An 18981-nucleotide genomic window follows, 5' to 3' on the forward strand; every position below is an offset into this window, starting at 1 on the left:
GCGTGGTGGGGGTCATCGGCCGGGCGGGGGCCCCACGGCCCCTGCGGGGGTGACGTCCCACGGCCCCCGGACGACGGGGCCGCGGCGGCTGCCGCCGGGCTCTGCCGCCGGGTCAGCGGCGGCGGCCGTCGGCGCGGTGACGGGGTGGTGCGGTGGGGTGGGGCGGGTCCTGGTGGCCCGGGTTCATCGTGTCCAGTTCCAGGGCCGCGCACCGCCAGGAGCCGGCGGGGGTCTGTTCGAGGCGGAAGGCGATGGCCCGGGTGCGCTCGCCCACCGTCACGCGGGCGAACGCCTCGACCGCGCCGGGGGCCGGCTGGGTGGCGCCCACCCGCCGCAGTACCGGGGTGCCGGAGAAGGCGAAGGGGGCGTGGTCGGCGGCGTGGATGAGCGCCTCGTACGCCTCGGCCGTGGTGTGTCCCATCAGCAGATGGACGGGGCGGCGCCCACTGAGGATCAGCAGCAGCCGTTCGGCGAACCAGTGCTGCGGGGTCCGCGCGCCACCGGCCGTGCGGGGCAGTGGGACGCCCGGGCGGCGGGAGTCCGTGCGCCGCGTCCGGGGTGCGGGTCCCGCGCCCGGCCGGGGGCGTCGGTCGAATCCGCTGGTGCTGGCGCGCATGCCGTCCCCCTGCTCGTACTGGCAAGTAACTATGACGCAGTGTAGTCATGCGATCGCGGAGCGGCAAGGCGTACCCTGGACTCCTCACCCGTCAAGTCCTGTGATGAAAGCGGCAGTCATGCGCGTCTACGTTCCCCTCACCCTCCCGGGGCTCGCCGCCCTGCACCGCTCGGGAGAGCTGGGGCCCGCGCCGCTGACCGCCTTCGCCGTCACCCCGGCACTGCGCGCCTGGTACGGCGAGGGGGCCGACGAGGAGGAGCTGGAGTACGGGGCGCTCGGGGAGGCCGCGGCGGGCGCGCTGCGGCTGCTCGCCGCCGATCCGGCGGCCCCGCGGCGGCGGGTGGTCGTCGTCGCCGAGGTCACCGACGGTGCGGTGCACGCCGACCCCCGGGAGCCCGGCGCCGTCACGCTCACCGCCCCCGTACCGCTGGCCCGGCTCGCCTCCGTGCACGTGGACGCCGCCGACGCCGAGCCGGCCGTGGCCGCGGCCGCCGCCGGGGACCAGGACGCCGACCCCGGCCACGAACTGCTGTGGTACGGCGTCCAGGAGATCCCCCACCTCCTCTAATACATTTCGCGCCTGTCGGTGCCGCCCCGTACCGTCGAGGCATGGTTTCGGACACCCAGATCCCCGCACCGCGCTCCGCCCACATCGTGTGGGACTGGAACGGCACCCTGCTCCACGACACCGACGTGGTCGTCGAGGCCGTCAACGCCTGCCTGGCCGTCTTCGAGGCCCCGCCGATCACCGTGGAGCGGTACCGCGAGGAGTACCGCATACCGATCCCCGACTTCTACCGGCAGCTGCTGGGCCGCGAGCTGAGCGAGCCGGAGTGGCTGCGGCTGGACGCGGCGTTCCAGTCGCACTACGCCACCCACGCGACGCGGGCCGCCCTCACCGAGGGCGCCGCGGACCTGCTGGTGTCCTGGCGGGGAGCCGGGCACACCCAGTCGCTGTGCTCGCTCGCCCTGCACGACCAGCTCACCCCGCTGGTCACCCGCATGGGCATCGCCGGCCACTTCACCCGCGTCGACGGCAGCACGGGAGAGGGCAACCGCATCGGGAAGGCCGAGCAGATGGCCCGTCATCTGGCCGCCCTCGGAGCCGTGCCCCCCTCGCGCACCGTCGTCATCGGTGACGCCGTCGACGACGCGCGGGCCGCCGCGCACATCGGGGCGCACGCCGTGTTGTATACAGGCGGTTCGCACAGTCGTCGCAGTCTTCAGCGCGCCGGCGTCCCCGTCGTGGACACGCTGGCCGAAGCGGTTGACCTGGCAGCGGAGCTGGCGGCGTGAGCAGCGCCACGCCGGGTGCTTTGAACCGGCCCTGTACTGCGATTTTGTTCACACCGTTCTCATCCGCTCGTCCCATCGGGAGCGATAGCCTTGCTCACGTGATCAGTGCGATATCGGCAGGAGGCGGTGCCGCCTCCCCTCGGGGCCCGGTTCATGGGGCGAGGTCCGCCACTGATCCGTTCTTCGCCGGGAGCATCCGTCACGTGAGATCGAGCGCTGCCCGGTGACCGTTTCCCGACGTCACGCAACGGCGCGCGACAGGAGCCTGAGGACATGCACACCAAGCTGGATGAAGCCAAAGCCGCACTGCTGGTGCAGGCCGCCGAGGTAGGGGTGGGAGATGGGGGGCCGGCCGGCATGGACGCCGCCGCGTTCACGGCCTACCTCCAGCGGTACTACCAGTACATCTCGCCCGAGGACGTCAGCGAGCGCGAGCCCGTCGACCTGTACGGCGCCGCCCGCGCCCACCTGCGGCTGGCCGCCACCCGCCCGCAGGGCACCGCCAACGTCCGCGTCTACACCCCGACCGTCGACGAGATGGGCTGGACGTGCAGCCACACCGTGGTCGAAGTCGTCACCGACGACATGCCGTTCCTGGTGGACTCCGTCACCAATGAGCTCTCCCGCCAGGAACGCGGCATCCACATCGTGATCCACCCTCAGGTGATCGTGCGCCGCGACATCGCCGGCAAGCTCCTGGAGGTGCTGGACGCCGGCCGCGACCCGTTCGGCCCGTCCGCCACCACCTACGACCCGGCCGAACTGCCCGCCGACGCCGTCACCGAGTCCTGGATCCACGTCGAGATCGACCGCGAGACCGACCGCGAGGACCTGACCCGCATCGAGGCCGACCTGCGCCGCATCCTCAGCGATGTGCGCGAGTCCGTCGAGGACTGGCAGAAGATGCGCGGCGCCGCCCTGCGCATCGCCGACGAGCTGCCCACCGAGCCCAAGGCCGACGAACTGCGCTCGCAGGAGGTGGAGGAGGCGCGGGAGCTGCTGCGCTGGCTGGCCGCCGACCACTTCACCTTCCTCGGCTACCGCGAGTACGAGCTGACCCGGCACAACGGCGCCGAGGACGACGAACTGCGCGCCGTCCCCGGCAGCGGCCTGGGCATCCTGCGTTCCGACCCGCAGCAGTACCCGGACGGCCACCCCGCCTACCCCGTACCGCTCAACCCGGCCGCCTCCCCGGCCTTCGCCCGGCTGTCGCCCTCGGCGCGGGCCAAGGCGCGCGAGCCGCAGCTGCTGATCCTCACCAAGGCCAACAGCCGCGCCACCGTGCACCGCCCGTCCTACCTCGACTACATCGGCGTGAAGAAGTTCGACGCCGACGGCCGCGTGGTCGGCGAGCGGCGCTTCCTGGGGCTGTTCTCCTCCGCCGCCTACACCGAGTCGGTGCGCCGCGTCCCCGTCATCCGCCGCAAGGTCTCCGAGGTGCTGTCCGCCGCCGGGTTCGCCCCCGACTCGCACAGCGGACGTGACCTGCTCCAGATCCTGGAGACCTACCCGCGCGACGAGCTGTTCCAGACCGGGGTGGAGACGCTGCGCTCCATCGCCACCGCCGTGCTGCACCTCCAGGAGCGCCGCCGGCTGCGGCTGTTCCTGCGCCAGGACGAGTACGGCCGGTACTACTCGGCGCTGGTCTACCTGCCGCGCGACCGCTACACCACCTCGGTACGGATGCGGCTGATCGACATTCTCACCGAGGAACTGGACGGCTCCTCGGTCGACTTCACCGCCTGGAACACCGAATCGGTCCTCTCCCGGCTGCACTTCGTCGTCCGCGTGGAGCCCGGCACCGACCTGCCGGAGCTGACCGAAGCCGACGTCGACCGGATCGAGGCCCGGCTCGCCGAGGCATCCCGCTCCTGGAGCGACGGCTTCGCCGACGCGCTGCTCAACGAGTGCGGTGAGGAGCAGGCGGCGGAGCTGAGCCGCCGCTACCACAACGCGTTCCCCGAGGGCTACAAGGCGGACTTCCCGCCGCGGGCGGCGGTCGCCGACCTCCAGTACGTCATCGGGCTGCGCCCCGGCGAGCCCGGCGCCGACTTCGCCCTCAACCTGTACGAGCCGGTGGGCGCCGCCACCGGCGAGCGGCGGTTCAAGATCTACCGGCGCGGCGAGCCCGTCTCGCTGTCCGCCGTGCTGCCGGTGCTCCAGCACCTGGGCGTCGAGGTCGTCGACGAGCGGCCCTACGAGCTGCGGCCCACCGACGGCGCCCCCGCCTGGATCTACGACTTCGGGCTGCGGATCCCCGAGACGCTGGCGCCGCTGCTGGGCGGCGACACCCGGGAACGGGTGCAGGAGGCGTTCGCCGCCGCCTGGACCGGGCAGGCCGAGAACGACGGCATCAACGCGCTGGTCATCTCCGCCGGGCTGACCTGGCGGCAGGCGATGGTGCTGCGCGCCTACTCCCGCTACCTGTGGCAGGCCGGCGCCCGGTTCGCCCGGGAGACCATGGAGGCCACGCTCCGCCGCAACGTCCACACCACCCGGCTGCTGGTCTCGCTGTTCGAGGCCCGGCTCTCGCCGCAGCGCGTCAGCGCCGGCCGGGAGCTGACCGACGGCCTGCTGGAGGAACTGGACGGCGCCCTGGAACAGGTCGTCAACCTCGACGAGGACCGCATCCTGCGGGCGTACCTCACCGTCATCAAGGCGACGCTGCGCTGCAACTACTTCCAGCGCGACGACGAGGGCAACCCGCACCCGTACCTGTCGCTGAAGCTCGACCCGCAGGCCATCCCCGACCTGCCGCAGCCGCGCCCCGCCTACGAGATCTGGGTGTACTCGCCCCGCGTGGAGGGCGTGCACCTGCGGTTCGGGAAGGTGGCGCGCGGCGGGCTGCGCTGGTCGGACCGCAAGGAGGACTTCCGCACCGAGATCCTGGGCCTGGTGAAGGCCCAGGAGGTCAAGAACACGGTGATCGTGCCGGTGGGCGCCAAGGGCGGCTTCGTCGGCAAGCAGCTGCCCAGCCCCGCGGAGGACCGCGACGGCTGGCTGGCCGAGGGCATCGCCTGCTACAAGACGTTCATCAGCGGCCTGCTGGACATCACCGACAACCTCGTCGACGGCGAGGTCACCCCGCCGCGCGACGTGGTGCGGCACGACGGTGACGACACATACCTGGTGGTCGCCGCCGACAAGGGAACGGCCACGTTCTCGGACATCGCGAACGAGGTCGCGCAGTCCTACGGCTTCTGGCTGGGCGACGCGTTCGCCTCCGGCGGCTCGGCCGGCTACGACCACAAGGGCATGGGCATCACGGCGCGCGGCGCCTGGGAGTCCGTCAAGCGGCACTTCCGGCAGCTGGGCCACGACACCCAGCGCCAGGACTTCACGGTCGCCGGGATCGGCGACATGTCCGGTGACGTGTTCGGCAACGGCATGCTGCTGTCCGAGCACATCCGGCTGGTGGCCGCGTTCGACCACCGGCACATCTTCGTGGACCCGGAGCCCGACGCGGCCACCGGGTACGCGGAGCGGCAGCGGCTGTTCGACCTGCCGCGCTCGTCGTGGGCGGACTACGACGCGGAGCTGATCTCCAAGGGCGGCGGGATCCACCCGCGTACCGCGAAGTCCATCGCGATCACCCCGCAGGTGCGCGCGGCGCTGGGCATCAGCCCCGGCATCGTGTCGATGACCCCGGCCGAGCTGATGAAGGCGATCCTCAAGGCGCCGGTCGACCTGCTGTGGAACGGCGGCATCGGCACCTACGTGAAGGCGTCGGGCGAGACCCACGCCGACGTCGGTGACAAGGCGAACGACGCCATCCGGATCGACGGCCGGGACGTACGGGCCCGCGTCATCGGCGAGGGCGGCAACCTCGGCCTCACCCAGCGCGGCCGGATCGAGTACGCGCAGTCCGGGGGCCGCTGCAACACCGACGCGATCGACAACAGCGCCGGGGTGGACACCTCCGACCACGAGGTCAACATCAAGATCCTGCTGAACTCGCTGGTGGCGAACGGGGATCTGACGGTCAAGCAGCGCAACACGCTGCTGGCCGCGATGACCGACGAGGTCGCCGAGCTGGTACTGCGCAACAACTACGCGCAGAACGTGGCGCTGGCCAACAGCGAGGCCACCGCGCCCGGTCTGCTCCTCGCCCACCAGCGGCTGATGCGGAAGCTGTCCGCCGACGGCCGGCTGGACCGTGGGCTGGAGTTCCTGCCGGCCGACGAGGAGATCTGGGAGCTGCGCGCGGCCGGCAAGGGGCTGACCCAGCCGGAACTGTCGGTGCTGCTGGCGTACGCCAAGCTGTCGGTGACGGCGGACCTGATCGGCAGCGACCTGCCCGATGACCCGTACGTGAAGCGGCTGCTGGCCCAGTACTTCCCGACCGCGCTGCGGGAGCGGTTCCCCGAGCGCATCGAGGACCACACCCTGCGCCGGGAGATCATCACCACGCTGCTCGTCAACGACACCGTCAACACCGGCGGCAGCTCGTTCGTGCACCGCATGGGCGAGGAAAGCGGCGCCTCCACGGAGGAGATCATCCGCGCGCACACCGCGGCGCGGGCGATCTTCGGCCTCAACACCATCTGGGACGCGGCGGAGCGGCTCGACAACCAGGTGGCGGCGGACGTCGTCACCCGGCTGCGGCTGCACTCGCGGCGGCTGGTCGAACGCGGCGCGCGCTGGCTGCTGAACAACCGGCCGCAGCCGCTGCAACTGGCCGACACGATCGAGCTGTTCGAGGACCGGGTCGCCCAGGTGTGGGCCGAGCTGCCGAAGCTGCTGCGGGGCCAGGACCTGGAGTTGCACGGCCGGATGTTCGACGAGCTGGTGGAGAACGGCGTACCGGCGGACCTGGCCCAGCAGGTCGCCGGGTTCTCGGCGGCGTTCTCGGCCCTGGACATCGTTGCGGTCGCCGACCGCAGCGGACGTGAGCTGTTCGACGTCGCGGAGGTGTACTACCACCTGAGCGACCAGCTGGGCATCTCGCAGCTCCAGGACCGCATCAGCGAACTGCCGCGGGCCGACCGCTGGCAGTCCATGGCGCGCACGGCGATCCGCGAGGACCTGTACGCGGCGCACCAGCTGATCGCGGCCGACGTGCTGGCGGCGGGCGAGTCCGAAGCGGGCCCCGAGGAGCTGTACGCGGCCTGGGCCGGCCGCCACGCGGCGATCCTGACCCGTGCCCGGGCCACGCTGCGCGAGATCCAGTCCTCGGACACCTTCGATCTGGCGAACCTGTCGGTGGCGATGCGCACGATGCGCACCCTGCTGCGCAGCAACCGCTGACCGGACACCCCGGGCTGTGACAACGGGCCCGCGGATGAGTAGCGATACTCATGCGCGGGCCCCTTCGGGTGGGCGGGCGTCCCGCGTCGCGTCGGATGTCGAGTGGCGGGCGGCGGCCGAGTGGGGTGGGTCGGGCCGTTCGCAGGGGGAACGGCGGATGCCGGCGCCGCCGCGCACACCGTCATGGTGACTTCGGTGTGTCATCGGGGTCCCCGAAGGACGGACCGTGACCCCTCACTCCTCTCGCGGCCCCGCCGGGTGGAGTTCGATCAGGGTGACTTCCGGGGGTGCTCCCACTCTCACCGGGGGGCCGAAGAAGCCGGCGCCGTTGGTCACGTAGACGGTGGTGTCCTCCACCTTGCCCAGGCCCGAGACCACCGGTTCCCACAGGCGGGAGAGCTGGGTGATCGGGAAGAACTGGCCGCCGTGGGTGTGGCCCGAGAGCTGGAGGTCGACTCCGTGGCGGGCGGCCTGGGTTGCCAGGATCGGCTGGTGGGCCAGCAGGACCACCGGGCGGGTGGGGTCGCGTCCGTCCAGGGTGCGGGCGAAGTCGGGGCCCGTGCCGTACTCCTCGCCCGTCACGTCCTCGACGCCGGCCAGGTCGAGGGTCGCGCCGTTGTGGTGGATCTCCACCCGCTCGTTGCGCAGGCCGCGCACGCCGAGGTTGTGGAGTTCGCTCACCCAGGCGTCCGCCCCGTCGTACAGGTACTCGTGGTTGCCGGTGACGAAGAAGCTGCCGTGGGTGGACTCCAGCGAGCGCAGCGGGCGGGCCGCCGCGCCCAGTTCGGCGGGGAGGCCGTCGGCCAGGTCGCCCACCACCGCGACCATGTCGGCCTCCAGGCCGTTGATGTGCCGCACGATCCGTTCGGTGTGGGAGCGGCCGAGCATCGTGCCCAGGTGCAGGTCGCTGACGACGGCGATGCGCAGGCCCGACAGGCGCGGGTCCAGGCGGGAGATGCCGACCGGGACCCGACGCACGCGCGGTGGACCCAGGGCCGAGGTCAGGCCGTAGCCGGTCGTCGCCACCGAGATCACGCCCGCTGTCGCGCCGGCCGTTCTGCTCAGGAACAGCCGTCTGTTCAGCTCGGCCGCCGTGGGCGGTTCGGCGGGTCCGGGGTCGTGCTTGCCCGCGCGGCGCGACCTCAGCCATCCGGCCGCTCTGATCAGCTCCGCCACCAGCAGCGGCAGTGCCAGGTACAGCAGTACCGCGAGCCAGGTGTATCCCGGCCAGGCCAGCCACCGCCCCGCGTCCGGGCCCAGCACCGGGACCAGGATGCGCGGGGCCGCCGCCAGCGCGGCCGAGGCGGCGGTCAGGACGGTGCCCACCCGGCGGGCACGGGTGCCCGGCCGGGTGGTGTCGCGGACCAGGCGTTTCCACAGCCACCAGTGGACCAGCGCCGACGCGAGGACGATGAGCAGGTTCGTTGCCCAGCCGAGCATGCCGCGTTACCCCGCCACCCGTTCCCGGGCCTCGGCCGGCGCCTGCGCCGGCGGCGCCTCGCTCAGCCCGATGCGGTCGTGCAGCCGGCGCAGCACTGGTGGCGCCCACCAATTGGCGTCGCCCGCCAGCCGCATGAACGCCGGCACCAGCACCGTACGGATCAGCAGCGCGTCCACCAGGACCGCCAGGGCCATGCCCACGCCCAGTTGCTTGAGGAAGACGACCTGTCCGGTGGCGTACGCGGCGAAGGTCAGCGCCAGGATGCCGGCCGCGGCCGTGATCAGCGGGGCGCTGCGCTGGATGCCGGCGGCCACCGCTCGGGTGTTGTCGCCGGTGCGGTCCCATTCGTCCTTGACCCGGGCCATGATGAACACCTCGTAGTCCATGGACAGCCCGTAGGCGATGCAGAACATCAGGATCGGGATGCTGGGTTCCATCCGGCCGGTGGCGGTGAAGTCCAGCAGCCCGGACAGATGGCCGTCCTGGAAGATCCACACCAGGGCCCCGAACATCACGGTCAGGCTGAGGATGTTGGCGACCGTGGCCTTGGCCGGGATGAGGAGGCTGCCGGTCATGAGGAACAGGATCACGAAGGTGACGATCAGGATCAGCGCGATGACCAGCGGCAGCCGGTCCAGCAGGGCCGAGCGGAAGTCGGTCATCGCGGCGGGGAAGCCGCCCACCAGGACGTCGTAGGGGGCGTTCGTGGCGCGGACCTCGCCCACCAGCGCGGTGATGTCCCCGGCCAGTGCGTCCTGGTCGGGCACGACCGTGATCCACAGGGCGTCCGGCGCGGCGAAGCGCTCCGAGGACGCGGACGGTTCGGCGGTGCGCGAGCCGTCGCGGTAGGAGCCGGTGAGGGCGTCGACCTGGAAGACGCCGGGGATCTGTGACAGGCGCTGGGCGTACTCGTCGATCCGTTGCGTCACCTCCGGGCCCTCGCCCACGCCGGTGGCCACGATCTGCAGGGCGTCGGTCTCCTCCGCCGGGAAGTTCGTCCCGATCTGTTCCTGGGTGACGCGGGCGGACGCCGAGGCGGGCAGGACGCGTTCGTCCGGGAGCCCGAAGTTCGCGCCCAGGAACGGGGCGCCCAGGGCGAGGAGGAGGATGAGGGCCGGGCCGCCGTACAGCAGCGGGCGGCGCATGACGCGCAGGGCCATCCGGTACCAGCGGCCCTCGCTCACCTCGCCGGTCGCCGCCGTGGGAACCGGGCGCAGCGTACGGTGGCCGGCCGCGGCCAGCGCGGCGGGCAGCAGGACCACGGCGCCGAACGCCGCGGTGAGCACGACGGCGATACCGGCGTACGCGAAGGACCGCAGGAAGGGGAAGGGGAACGCGAACAGCGCCGCCAGGGAAGCGGCCACCGTGATGCCGCTGAACAGCACGGTGCGGCCGGCCGTTTCCACCGTACGGATCACCGCCGCCGGCCGGCCTCGGCCGGCCGCGCTCTCCTCCCGGAACCGGGCGATGACGAACAGGCTGTAGTCGATGCCGAGTCCGAGTCCGAGCACCAGGGCCAGGTTGGCGGCGAAGGTGGAGACCTCGGTGAAGGCGGTGACGCCGCGCAGGATCGCGAGGGTGGCCAGCACGGAGAAGATGCCGACGCCCATGGTGAGGGCGGCGGCCGACCAGCGGCGGTAGGCCCACACCAGCAGGAGCAGGACGACCGGGACGACGACGAGTTCGGCGCGGATGAAGTCGCGGGCGGACTCCTCGCCGACCTGCCGGAAGATCTCGTCCTGGCCACCGGCTTGGACGGTCAGGACGCCGCCGTTGTCCCGGTCGAGGAAGTGGGCGGAGATGGGCTCCAGTTGTTCTCTGGCCTCGGTCGCGCTGCCCGCCAGCCAGGCCACGATCAGGGCCTGCGTGCCGTCCGTACTGGCCAGGGTGGGGGTGTGGTCGCGGGACCAGTACGACCCGGTGGTGGCGACCGCGTCCTGGGCGGCGAGTTCGCTCTCGATGGCGGTGGCCTCGGCGCTGACGGCCGGATCGTCGATGGTGGCGCCGTCCCGCGCGGTCAGCAGCAGCACGTAGTTGGGGCTGTTCTGCCCGAACTCGCGCTCCAGGATCTCGCCCGCGCGGTAGGAGGGGGAGCCGGGGGACTCGAAGCGGGACAGGGACAGGGCGTTCATGGCCCCGGCGCCGATGGCGGCGGCCAGGACGAAGAGCAGTGCGCCGGCGATCAGGACGGCGCGCCGCCGGGTCGCCGCCAGTGTGCCGAGCCGGCGCAGCGGCGTGAGTGGGGGTGATGCTGCGGGCATGGTCGGTGCTCCTCGGGTCGGCTTGGTGGGTTCGGTCGGTGCGGTGGTGCGGTGGTGCGGTGTCGTCGCGGTCATCCGGAGAAGCGGTTCAGCCAGTCGGCCAGGGCGTCGTGCACCAGGGGTGCTCCGCGTTCCAGGCCCATGTAGTGGCCCGCCTCCGGGACTTCCAGGAGTTCGGTGTCGTCGGTGCCGGTGAACAGCGCCCGGTGTTCGGCGCCGCCCTCGACCCGGGCGTCCTTCTCGCCGTACAGGAACAGCACGGGGACGGTGATCTCGTTCAGGTGCCGCAGGTCGACGAGGACACCGCCGAGCTGGGCGACCATGTCGCCGCAGGGGTGCGGGTTCTGGTGCGGCAGGGCCAGGCGCAGGACCTCGGGGTCGGTGTCGTGGAAGTTGCCGTCCCGGAACTCCTCGGTGCCCAGGTCGTAGTAGACGTAGCCGTCGCCCTCGCCGCCGGCGCCGTTGAGGCAGGTGTTGAGGGCGGTGAAGAAGCGGGCGTTGGCCTGCGGAGTGAGGCCGAGGTCGGTCCAGTCCATGATCACCAGGCCGTCGATGTCCTGGAAGGAGTAGGCGGCGATCTGGGAGATCTGGCCGCCGTTGGACTGGCCGGCGAGGTAGACGCGGTCGAAGGCGTAGGGGTCGCCGTCCGCCACGGTGTAGGTGCCCTCCCGCAGCGCCCGCGTGATCTGGTGGGCGATGTCCGCCTCGCCGCCGATACAGGTGAGATAGCCGTCGGGGTGGTCGCTGGCGCCGTAGCCGAGCCGGTCCACGGTGACGGAGGCGTGGCCGCGCAGGGCCATCTCCTCCGCGTGGTGGTAGCCCTCGGCGTCCAGCCGCCAGTACCACTCACCGGCCGCGATGCCGTGCTGGTACAGGGTGACGGCGGGTACGGTGCCGTCCTCCAGCAGGGCGCGGGGTGCGGTGAGGTGGCCCTCGATCCGGTAGGTCCCGCCGTCCACCGGGCATTCGGCCAGGGTGCGGTTCTGGTTGACGACGGTGAAGGACACGGGGACGTCCACGATGTCCGCCGCCGCGAGCCGGGCGTCGGTGGCGTCGGCGGCGATCGCGGCCTCCTGGGGGGAGGCGACGTCGATCACCTCGCCGGCCGCGTCCGCCGTGCCGTCCTCTCCCGGCGCGGCCACCGCCCAGTACGCGGGGGCGGCCACCAGCAGGGCTGCCGCCGTACCGAGGGCGAACGCGGCGGTGCGGGTGCGGGTGCGGGGTGCGGTCATGCGGCGGGCTCCTTGAGGTCGTGGTCGAGTGCCCCGCCGGCCCGGTACCAGGCGGCCTCGTCGGCGAGGGTCTGGGCCAGCGGCCGGAAGCCGACGCCGAGTTCGCGCTGGGCGCGGGCCGAGCTGATGCGGGTGCGGTTGCCGTCGAGCAGCGCGCGCACCCCTTCGCGGGTGGCGACGGGCGGCCGGCCGCGCAGCCGGGCGCTGGTCTCCAGGAGGGCGGCGAACGCGAGTGCCGCCGCGGCCGGGATCTGCCGGGGCGGGGTGACCCCGGTGGCCAGGGCGATACCGGTGGTGGTGTCGACCAGGGGCTGCCAGCGTCCGGCGACGATGTAGCGGCGCAGCGGGGCGCCGCGTTCGGCGGCGCGGACGCAGGCGAGGGACACGTCGCGGGCGTCCACCACGTGGTTGCCGGCCCGGGGCACGGCACGCAGTTCGCCGCGGGCGACGGACAGGAACAGCCGCCCGGCGGAGGTGGGCCCTTCGTCGCCCGGACCCCACATCCAGCCGGGCAGCACGAGGGGAACCCGCAGCTCTCCGGGGTGCTCGGCGCAGAACCGGGCGATGGCGGCCTCGGCGCGTACCTTGCTGGCGCGGTATCCGTTGCGCTCCCAGCGCGGCGGCGGTCCGGCGTTCTCGTCGGCGGGGTGCCGGACGCTGCCGGGGGCCAGTGTGTTGATGGAGCTGGTGTGCACGACCGCCGGCACGCCGGCGGCGCGTGCCTCGCCGAGCAGGGTGGTGACGGCGTCGACGTTGACGGCGTGCAGCCGCCGGGCGTCGGCGCCGGGCGCGTAGTACTCACGGAAGTAGGCGGCGGTGTGGATGACGGCGTCGGCGCCGGGCAGGGCGTCGCGGTAGCCCGCGGGGTCGGTGATGTCGGCGGTCACCACGGTGAGCCGGCCGGCGGCGGGCGCCGGCAGCAGCCGGGCCGCCTTGGCCCGGTCGCGGACCACGGCGATCACCTCGACGGCGTCCTCGCGGGCGAGCAGTTCGCCGACGACGGCCCGGCCGAGCAGCCCGGTGGCGCCGGTGACGACGACCCGTCGCAGGGGGTGGACGGTGGTCATGGGGTCTCCTCCCGGACGGTTTCCGGCTCCTCGCGCAGCCCGAACCGCCGCTGGAAGCGGCGCAGCGGGGCCGGCGCCCACCAGGTGGCCGGGCCGCACAGGCGCATGACGGCCGGCAGCAGCAGCGCGCGGACGACGGTGGCGTCCACCAGGACGGCCAGGGCGACGCCGAGGCCGAGCATCTTGGTGTTGGTGATCTGTGAGGTGCCGATGGCGATCAGGACCACGGACAGGATCAGCGCGGCCGCGGTGATGATGCCGCCGGTTCGCTGGACACCGGCGATGACGGCGCGCGTGGAGTCGCCGTGCCGCCGGTGTTCCTCCGTCATCCGGGCGAGGACGAACACCGTGTAGTCCATGGACAGCCCGAAGGCGACGCAGAACATCAGGACCGGCAGGGTGGTCTCGACGGTGCCGGTGGCGGTGAAGCCCAGCAGCGAGGACAGATGGCCGTCCTGGAAGACCCACACCACCACTCCGAACATGGCGCTCAGGCTGAGCGCGTTGAGCAGGACGGCCTGGAGCGGGATGACGACGGAGCCGGTGAGCAGGAACATCAGCAGCAGGGAGGCGGCCACGATGACGAGCGCCGCCCAGCCGAGCCGGGATCCGATGGCGGCCTTGGAGTCGACGAGCTGGGCGCTCTGGCCGCCGACCACCGGCGACAGCGCGCGGTGCGCGGGGTCGGCGGCGGTGAGGTCGCGGACCTGGCGCACCAGGCGCTGGGCCGTCTCGTCGGTGGCCTCCACACCGGCGACGGGGGTGAGGGTCAGATGGCTCATGCCGGCGCCGCCCCGTACCGCGTCGGCGGGGGTGGCCGCGGCGTCCGGCGCGCCGTTCCGGTAGCTGCCGAGCGGGGTGTCCACCCGTTCCACGGCGGGCAGTTCGGACAGGGCGGCGGCGTAGCCGCGCAGGGCCGCCGCGTCGCCTGGAGTGTCCGGGTCGGCCTGCCGGGCCAGCACTTCGACCGTGCCGGTGGTGGTGTCGGGGAAGTCCTCGCGCAGAGTGTCCTGGACGGTACGGGCCTCCGCGCCCTGCGGCAGCTGCCGGTCGTCGGCGGCGCCGAACGCGATGCGCGCGAAGGGCAGTCCGGCCAGCAGCAGTGCCCCGGCGACGGCGACGGTGACCAGCGGGGCGCGCCGTACCGCCCAGGTCACCAGGCGCCGCCAGCCCGCGCCGCCCCCGCCGCCGGCCGGGGCGCGGCGCCGCAGCACGCGCAGGGCGTCGACCCGGTGGCCCAGCAGCCGCAGCGCGGCGGGCAGCAGGAGCAGCGCGGCCCCGGCGGCCAGCGCCACCACGCTGATGCCGGCGTAGGCGAAGGACCGCAGGAAGTACAGCGGGAACACGAGCATCGCGGACAGGGCCGTCATGATGGTGAGCGCGGAGAACAGCACGGTGCGTCCCGCCGTGCGCACCGTGTTGCCGACCGCCGTGTGCGGGTCGGCGCCGGTGGCGAGTTCCTCGCGGTAGCGGCGCACGATCAGCAGTGCGTAGTCGATGGCGAGGCCGAGTCCCAGCGCGGTGGTGAGGTTCTGGGCGAAGACCGATACCTCGGCGAACTCGGTGAGGACGCGCAGGACGGCGTTGGTGCCCAGGACAGCGACGATGCCGACCCCGAGCGGCAGCAGCGCGGCGACCAGGCCGCCGAAGACGACGACGAGGATGATCAGGGTGATGGGGACGGCGATCAGCTCGGCGGTGAGCAGATCGGCGGCGATGGTGGACTGGAGTTCCTCCAGGACGGCGACGGGGCCGCCGAGCTGGACGCTCAGCGCCGGCAGCTCGGCGGGGGAGCCCCGGTAGTCGGGCACCAGCCGCCGGAACACCGCCTTGGCGGCGTCCTCGTCGCCGCGCACATGGGCGAGGATCAGCGCCTGGCCGCCGTCCTCCGAGCGCAGTTGCCCGGCGCCGGTCTGCCAGTACGACAGCACGCCGGTGACGGAGGGTTCGAAGGCCAGCCGGGCGGCGAGCTCGCCGCCCTGGGCGGCGACGTCGCGGTCGTTGACCCCGCGGCCCTCCGTACCCGACACCAGCAGCACCAGGTTGGGCTGGGCGGCCGGGAAGTGCTCGCGCAACAGCTCGGCGGCCAGGGTGGATTCGGCGGACGGGTCATCGGTCCCGCCGCCGCGCAGCCGGTCGCCGGCGTCCGCGCCGATGAGCAGCGCGTCGACGACGAACAGCAGGCCGAGCAGCAGGACGGCCCAGGGGGCCCGGCGCCCCGGGGGGTGGGCGGCCGGGCCCCGGTCTGTGGTGGCGGACCGGCCCGGGGAGGTGGTGGTCAGGGCCATGGGTCCCCGTTCCGGTCCGGGAGGCGGGCCAGCAGCGCGTCCAGCGCGGCCGGTGAGCCGGGCCCGCCCAGGACGGCGCGCCCGCCGACGACCCCGTCGGGCCGTACGTAGACGGCCTGGGCGGCGTAGCCGTGGGCGGCCTCCGCCCGGTCGTAGGGGGTGTCGGTGGGCGGGGCGGGTGCGCCGGGGCGGGTGCCGCCGATGAGCAGCACCTCGGCGGTTCCGCAGCGCCGTGCGGCGTCGGGGCCGCTGTCCGTGGTGTCGGCGAGGACCACGACGGTGTGCCGGCCGGCGGCCAGGTACTGGTGCAGCGTCGCGGCGCCGGCCCCGGGGGAGCCGGCCCGGGTGTGCCGCAGGGTGAGCGGCAGGTCGGGGACCCGGCGCCCGGGGCGCAGCGCGCCGTCGGTGCCGTCCGCCGCCGACACCGCGGGTGATCCCGTCAGGTCCAGGTCGACCTGGGCCAGTTCGGGGACGAACCGCCGTTCCAGGAGTCCGCGCCGGGACAGTACGCGCATGGCTGTGTCCCGTACCGCGCGGGCGGGGCGGGAGCGCAGCAGCCACAGTTTGGTCTGCCGGTCGGCGTTGCGCACCGCGGTGACGGCGGTGGGCCGCCGCTCCGCCTCGTAGCTGTCGAGCAGCGCCGGGTCCGCGCCCCGGCACACCGCCGCGAGTTTCCAGCCGATGTCATAGCCGTCCTGGACGCCGGTGTTCAGGCCCTGCCCGCCCGCCGGGCTGTGGCAGTGCGCGGCGTCCCCGGCCAGGAACACCGCGTCCCGCCGGAAGGCGGCGGCGACCTTGGTGTGCACCTGGAAGCGGCTGGACCACCACAGGTCGCCGATCCGCCAGCCGCCGGGGCCGCGGGCGTCCAGCAGGGTCTGGAGTTCGGCCCGGTCGGGGGGTTCGGTGGCCCCGCCGGGGGCCTGGTCGAAGAACACCCGGTGCCCTCCCTTGGGCAGCGCCACCACCACCAGCACACCGCGCGGGGTGAGGTGGTACTGCGCCTCGCGTTCGGGCGGCGGTACCGCTCCCGAGGCGTGGAGTACGGCGTCGCCGAGCAGGAACTCCCGCCCGTAGGTGCTGCCTTCGAAGGGCACGCCGAGCCCGGTGCGTACCGTGCTGTGGGTGCCGTCGGCGGCGATCAGCCAGCGGGCGGTGGCGGTTTCCTCGCCGCCCGCGCCGTGTGCCGTGCGCAGGACCGCGGTGGCCCCGTCCGGGGTGCTGGTGGCGGCCTTGACCTCGGTGTCCCACTCGACGGTGCCGCCGAGCTGAATCAGCCGCTCGTACAGCAACTCCTCGGTGATGGGCTGCGGCACGCACAGCGGGCCGGGGAAGCGGGTTCCGGTCAGTGAGCCGAAGCTCACCTCGGCGACGCGCCGCCCCCCGGACCAGTACGACGCGCCGGCCAGCGGCAGCGCCCGTTCGGCGAGCGCGGCGGCGATGCCGAGCCGGTCCAGGACCTCCAGGGCGCCGCTCCACAGGATCAGTGCCTTGGGGGTGGTGGAGGGGCCGGAGCGGCGTTCCACCACGCGTACCGGTACGCCGTGCCGCAGCAGGGTGCAGGCGGCGGCCAGTCCGGTGGGGCCGGCGCCGGTGATCAGCACCGGCGGGGCACCGGCACGGGCGCCCGTGCCCGTGCCCGTACCCGGGTCCGTGTCCTCGCTCATCGGGTACCTCCCGTCGCGGTCAGCCCCAGGGCGTCGCGGACATCGGCGATGGCCTGTGCGGGGTCCTTGAACAGCACGGTCCGCAGGCCCAGGCGTTCGGCCGCCACCGTGTTCTCCTCCGTGTCGTCCAGCAGCAGGCAGCTCTCGGCGGGGGTACGCAGCCGGGCCAGCAGCCGCCGGTAGATCTCCGGGTCCGGCTTGCGCACGCCCTCCTCGCTGGAGTCCACGACCACGTCGAAGAGTTCGTCCACCGGCACAGTGGCCCGCCAGCGCGGTCCCCACTCCCGGACGTTGTTGGTCAGCAGCGCCACCCGGTGCCCGCTCGCCCGCACCTCGCGGACCAGCGCCAGCACCTCCTCGTTGGTGCGCCGCCCCCGGAACCACAGTTCGCCGAACGGCCGGCCGGCCAGCACCTCGGCGGCCTGCGGCGGCAGCCCGGCCAGCATCCGGTCGGTGAACTCCGCCTCGGTGATGTCGGCGACCTCCAGCGCGGCCATCGGGCTGATCCCGTACCGCGCGGTGGCGCCGGCGAAGGCCGCGGCGATCGGCTCCAGGCCGATCCCGGTGGAGCGGGCGAAGACGGCGTAGGTCTCGGCCAGCGGATTGGTGAGCACGCCGCCGTAGTCGCAGACCAGGACGCCGGGGCGGTCGGGACGGGTCAGCTCCACGGCGCGACCTCCATGGTGACCTCGCTGACGGTGGCGGAGCCCTGGGTGAGCAGGACGGTCACCGGCACGGCGATGACGCCCAGGTCCCCGGCGTGCCGCACCCCGCCGACCTGGGCGGTGGCGGTTGTCGTACGGTCCAGCTCGGCGAACGCGCCGAACGTGGCGGCGACATCGGTGACCAGCAGCGCGGCGGGCGAGAGCCCGTGCAGCCGGGCCACGGTGGCCACGGCCAGCTGGCGGGCGGCCTCCAGCTGGAGGTTGCCGGGTATGTGGTCCAGTTCGTGGTCGAACAGGTGCGGGTGGCCGGTGTTGACCACCAGCCGGGCCATCGAGTTGCCCGAGGGGTCCACCGTGGGTTCGGTGATGACCACGTTGCGCGGATCGCGGCGGCCCACCGAACGAGCCTCGGCGGGCACCAGGCGCGGGCTGAGCACCAGCGCGGATTCGCCCCCCGGCGCCTGGCCGCGGCCCTTGGCGCGCAGCACTCCGAAGGCGCGGTGGCTGACGAAGGTCAGCCGGCCGGTCGCCTCCAGGGCGGTGTGCCCGTCCACCAGCAGCGCGCCGGAGAAGGAGAACCCGAGGACACGTCCGGCCCGGTTGCGGTCCGGGAGGACGGTGATTTGGATGACGGCGTGGGCCGGTCTGCTCCCGATCCGCAGGGCGGGCAGCGAGCGGACCGAGAAGCCCAGTTCCATGAAGATGAAGGCGCTGGCCAGCGGCACGTCGAGATGCCGGTGTGCCACCAGGACTCCGGACTGCCGGAGCACTTCGACCAGCAGCAGGAAGTCGTACGCGGCGGAGTGCTCGCCCACGACGTGCCCGCGTGGCAGTTGGGCGGCGACTTCGAAGGACAGGTGCCCGCCACCGGTGTCGGTGGCGGGGGTGATGGGTACGTCCGTCCCCGTGGCGGCCGAGTCGGTGACGAACACCTCGGCCACGGACATGCGATGAACCAGGGCTCGCGGCACGGTGGTGTCGTACCGCAGCTGGTCGGACGGGGCGGGCGTGGGGAGTTGCGTTGGCAGGGTCACGGCCGTTCTCCTCCAGGTCCGGTGAGCAGCGCCGAGCGGAAGGAGGCGCTGCTTGGTACGTCCGGGACCGACGATGGCGCGGGGCGCTGACCGATCGCTGGAAGGTCCGCTGAAGAACGGCTGAAGCGGGTTTGCCCGGCGCGCCGCGCATACGCGGACGGGGCCCGGCA

12 protein-coding genes are annotated in these 18981 nt (G+C 73.3%); 3 read left to right on the forward strand and 9 right to left on the reverse strand.

Going from position 1 to position 18981, the window contains the following annotated elements; translation table 11 throughout:
• Positions 1-112: 112 nt before the first annotated feature.
• On the reverse strand, positions 113-616 hold the full coding sequence (locus tag H7827_RS19565) for an Rv3235 family protein (protein ID WP_432746732.1): 504 nt from the start codon (positions 614-616) through the stop codon (positions 113-115).
• Positions 617-734: 118 nt separating this feature from the next.
• On the opposite strand from H7827_RS19565, the gene H7827_RS19570 reads away from it, so the two are divergent.
• The 3 genes from H7827_RS19570 (at position 735) to H7827_RS19580 (ending at position 7159) form a co-directional block, all read left to right on the forward strand.
• On the forward strand, positions 735-1184 hold the full coding sequence (locus H7827_RS19570; protein WP_432748008.1) for a DUF6912 family protein: 450 nt from the start codon (positions 735-737) through the stop codon (positions 1182-1184).
• Between the two features lie 41 nt (positions 1185-1225).
• A complete protein-coding gene (locus H7827_RS19575; RefSeq protein ID WP_432746733.1) occupies positions 1226-1912 on the forward strand; it encodes an HAD family hydrolase in 687 nt (228 codons plus the stop codon).
• A gap of 273 nt (positions 1913-2185) precedes the next feature.
• On the forward strand, positions 2186-7159 hold the full coding sequence (locus H7827_RS19580; protein WP_432746734.1) for an NAD-glutamate dehydrogenase: 4974 nt from the start codon (positions 2186-2188) through the stop codon (positions 7157-7159).
• Between the two features lie 234 nt (positions 7160-7393).
• On the opposite strand, the gene H7827_RS19585 is transcribed toward H7827_RS19580, so the two are convergent.
• From H7827_RS19585 to H7827_RS19620, 8 genes are all read right to left on the reverse strand, one after another.
• The gene (locus H7827_RS19585; RefSeq protein WP_432746735.1) at positions 7394-8599 is read right to left on the reverse strand and encodes a metallophosphoesterase; all 1206 of its coding nucleotides are present in this window, start codon (positions 8597-8599) and stop codon (positions 7394-7396) included.
• A gap of 6 nt (positions 8600-8605) precedes the next feature.
• Positions 8606-10861 carry an MMPL family transporter gene (locus tag H7827_RS19590; protein ID WP_432746736.1) on the reverse strand — a complete coding sequence of 752 codons (2256 nt, stop codon included), beginning with the start codon at positions 10859-10861 and terminating at the stop codon, positions 8606-8608.
• Between the two features lie 71 nt (positions 10862-10932).
• Complete coding sequence (locus H7827_RS19595) at positions 10933-12093, reverse strand: alpha/beta hydrolase (RefSeq protein ID WP_432746737.1); 1161 nt, start codon at positions 12091-12093, stop codon at positions 10933-10935.
• Positions 12090-13160, reverse strand: a complete 1071-nt coding sequence (locus tag H7827_RS19600; protein WP_432746738.1) for an NAD-dependent epimerase/dehydratase family protein — start codon at positions 13158-13160, stop codon at positions 12090-12092. Before H7827_RS19600 ends, H7827_RS19595 begins: the two co-directional genes overlap by 4 nt.
• The gene (locus tag H7827_RS19605; RefSeq protein ID WP_432746739.1) at positions 13157-15448 is read right to left on the reverse strand and encodes an MMPL family transporter; all 2292 of its coding nucleotides are present in this window, start codon (positions 15446-15448) and stop codon (positions 13157-13159) included. The genes H7827_RS19600 and H7827_RS19605 overlap by 4 nt, the downstream gene beginning before the upstream one ends.
• On the reverse strand, positions 15439-17112 hold the full coding sequence (locus tag H7827_RS19610; protein ID WP_432746740.1) for an FAD-dependent monooxygenase: 1674 nt from the start codon (positions 17110-17112) through the stop codon (positions 15439-15441). Before H7827_RS19610 ends, H7827_RS19605 begins: the two co-directional genes overlap by 10 nt.
• Positions 17109-17780, reverse strand: coding sequence for an HAD family hydrolase (locus H7827_RS19615; RefSeq protein WP_432746741.1), 672 nt, complete (start codon positions 17778-17780; stop codon positions 17109-17111). Before H7827_RS19615 ends, H7827_RS19610 begins: the two co-directional genes overlap by 4 nt.
• The gene (locus H7827_RS19620; protein ID WP_386537712.1) at positions 17771-18811 is read right to left on the reverse strand and encodes an AfsA-related hotdog domain-containing protein; all 1041 of its coding nucleotides are present in this window, start codon (positions 18809-18811) and stop codon (positions 17771-17773) included. Before H7827_RS19620 ends, H7827_RS19615 begins: the two co-directional genes overlap by 10 nt.
• Positions 18812-18981: the final 170 nt, after the last annotated feature.

It is taken from the genome of Streptomyces sp. JH002, from assembly GCF_050916115.1.
In the GTDB taxonomy this organism is placed as follows: domain Bacteria; phylum Actinomycetota; class Actinomycetes; order Streptomycetales; family Streptomycetaceae; genus Streptomyces; species Streptomyces xiamenensis.

Coding starts and splice junctions, on each gene's coding strand:
- H7827_RS19565 (WP_432746732.1), bottom strand. CDS start 616: ATGCGCGCCAGCACCAGCGGATTCGACCGACGCCCCCGGCCGGGCGCG.
- H7827_RS19570 (WP_432748008.1), top strand. CDS start 735: ATGCGCGTCTACGTTCCCCTCACCCTCCCGGGGCTCGCCGCCCTGCAC.
- H7827_RS19575 (WP_432746733.1), top strand. CDS start 1,226: ATGGTTTCGGACACCCAGATCCCCGCACCGCGCTCCGCCCACATCGTG.
- H7827_RS19580 (WP_432746734.1), top strand. CDS start 2,186: ATGCACACCAAGCTGGATGAAGCCAAAGCCGCACTGCTGGTGCAGGCC.
- H7827_RS19585 (WP_432746735.1), bottom strand. CDS start 8,599: ATGCTCGGCTGGGCAACGAACCTGCTCATCGTCCTCGCGTCGGCGCTG.
- H7827_RS19590 (WP_432746736.1), bottom strand. CDS start 10,861: ATGCCCGCAGCATCACCCCCACTCACGCCGCTGCGCCGGCTCGGCACA.
- H7827_RS19595 (WP_432746737.1), bottom strand. CDS start 12,093: ATGACCGCACCCCGCACCCGCACCCGCACCGCCGCGTTCGCCCTCGGT.
- H7827_RS19600 (WP_432746738.1), bottom strand. CDS start 13,160: ATGACCACCGTCCACCCCCTGCGACGGGTCGTCGTCACCGGCGCCACC.
- H7827_RS19605 (WP_432746739.1), bottom strand. CDS start 15,448: ATGGCCCTGACCACCACCTCCCCGGGCCGGTCCGCCACCACAGACCGG.
- H7827_RS19610 (WP_432746740.1), bottom strand. CDS start 17,112: ATGAGCGAGGACACGGACCCGGGTACGGGCACGGGCACGGGCGCCCGT.